General features: G+C 69.0%; 1 protein-coding gene and 2 pseudogenes. All 3 read left to right on the plus strand.

The genetic code is table 11. The features are described 5' to 3' along the window. Positions 1-215: pseudogene (locus RMO40_RS12775) on the plus strand (hypothetical protein); the annotation flags it as partial. Beyond that, positions 196-918 carry a nitroreductase gene (locus tag RMO40_RS12780; RefSeq protein ID WP_489660157.1) on the plus strand — a complete coding sequence of 241 codons (723 nt, stop codon included), beginning with the start codon at positions 196-198 and terminating at the stop codon, positions 916-918. The pseudogene RMO40_RS12775 and the gene RMO40_RS12780, both read left to right, overlap by 20 nt. Before the next feature lie 38 nt (positions 919-956). After that, positions 957-1,535: pseudogene (locus RMO40_RS12785) on the plus strand (citrate transporter); the annotation flags it as partial.

Genomic DNA, 1,535 nt, shown 5'->3' on the forward strand with positions numbered 1-1,535 from the left:
CGGCCTGCCGCGAGCGTGGCATCCCGGTGGCCGTCAGCATGGCCGGCGGCTACGGCCGCAACATCGACGACAGTGTGGCCGTGCACCTCGGCACGCTGCGCGAAGCCTTCTTCGCGTGGCAGGCCGGTGCGCAGGCCGCGCGCCTCGGCCCGCCTGCTGCCTGCCACCTTGACCGTTCTACCCATCATGAAGCCCATGCAAGCCACCACCCCTGAAGCCACCGCCGCCGTCGACGCGGCGATCCGCTCGCGGCGCTCGATCCGCGCCTTCCTGCCGACGCCAGTGCCGCGCCAGACGATCGAAGAGATCCTGGCGGTGGCCTCACGCGCCCCCTCGGGCGTCAACACCCAGCCGTGGAAGGTGACGGTGCTGACCGGTGAGGCCAAGGAGAGCTTGTCGCGCCGCATCGGGGCGGCCCACGATGCCAACGCCGCCGCCGGATCGACCGGGGCCGACGTCGGCGAGTACGACTACTACCCGACCGAGTGGGTCTCGCCCTACATCGAGCGGCGTCGCAAGGTCGGCTGGGACCTGTACGGCCTGCTCGGCATCGCCAAGACCGACAAGGCCCGCATGCATGCGCAGCACGGGCGCAACTACCGCTTCTTCGACGCACCGGTGGGCTTGATCTTCACGATCGACCGGCTGTTGCGGCAGGGCAGCTGGCTCGACTACGGCATGTTCCTCGAGAACATCATGATCGCCGCGCGCGGACGCGGCCTCGACACCTGCCCGCAGGCCGCCTTCATCGGTTTCCACAAGCTCATCGCCGAGCACCTGGCGCTGCCGGCGGGCGAGATGGTGGTCTGCGGCATGGCGCTCGGTCATGCCGACGAGAGCGCGGTCGAGAATGCGCTGGTCACCGAGCGCGAGCCGGTCGCCGGCTTCACGAGGTTCGTCGATCAGGCACCTGCCTAGAATCCGCGGCCCCACAAGAAGATCGAGGAGGAAACACCATGACGGTTGCCGGCGTGCCGCTGGATTTCGTGCTGTTCGCGCTGACGCTGCTGGGTGTGGCGCTGTTCCATGCGCGCACGCTGCAGGTGGCGCTCACCGGTGCGGCGGCGATCACGCTCTACCAGTGGCTCGTCACCGGCTTCAAGGGCGGCGCGGGCGTCGCGGGTCTGCTGGCCCACGTCGGCCACGAGTGGATCACGCTGGCCAACCTGCTCGGGCTGCTGCTGGGCTTCGCGCTGCTGGCCGACCACTTCGAGAAGAGCCGACTGCCCGAGCTGCTGCCACACCTGCTGCCCGACGACTGGAAGGGCGGCTTCTTCCTGTTGATCGGCGTGTTCGTGATGTCCGGCTTTCTCGACAACATCGCCGCGGCGATGATCGGCGGCGCGATGGCCGCGGTGCTCTTCAAGCGCCGCGTGCACATCGGTTACCTCGCTGCCATCGTCGCGGCCTCGAATGCCGGCGGGGCCGGCAGCGTGGTGGGCGATACCACCACGACGATGATGTGGATCGCCGGCGCCAATCCGCTGTGGGTGCTCGAGGCCTATGTCGGCGGCGCCGTCGCGATCTCGATCTTC

The organism is Rhizobacter sp., assembly GCF_031412075.1.
Classification (GTDB): domain Bacteria; phylum Pseudomonadota; class Gammaproteobacteria; order Burkholderiales; family Burkholderiaceae_C; genus Rhizobacter.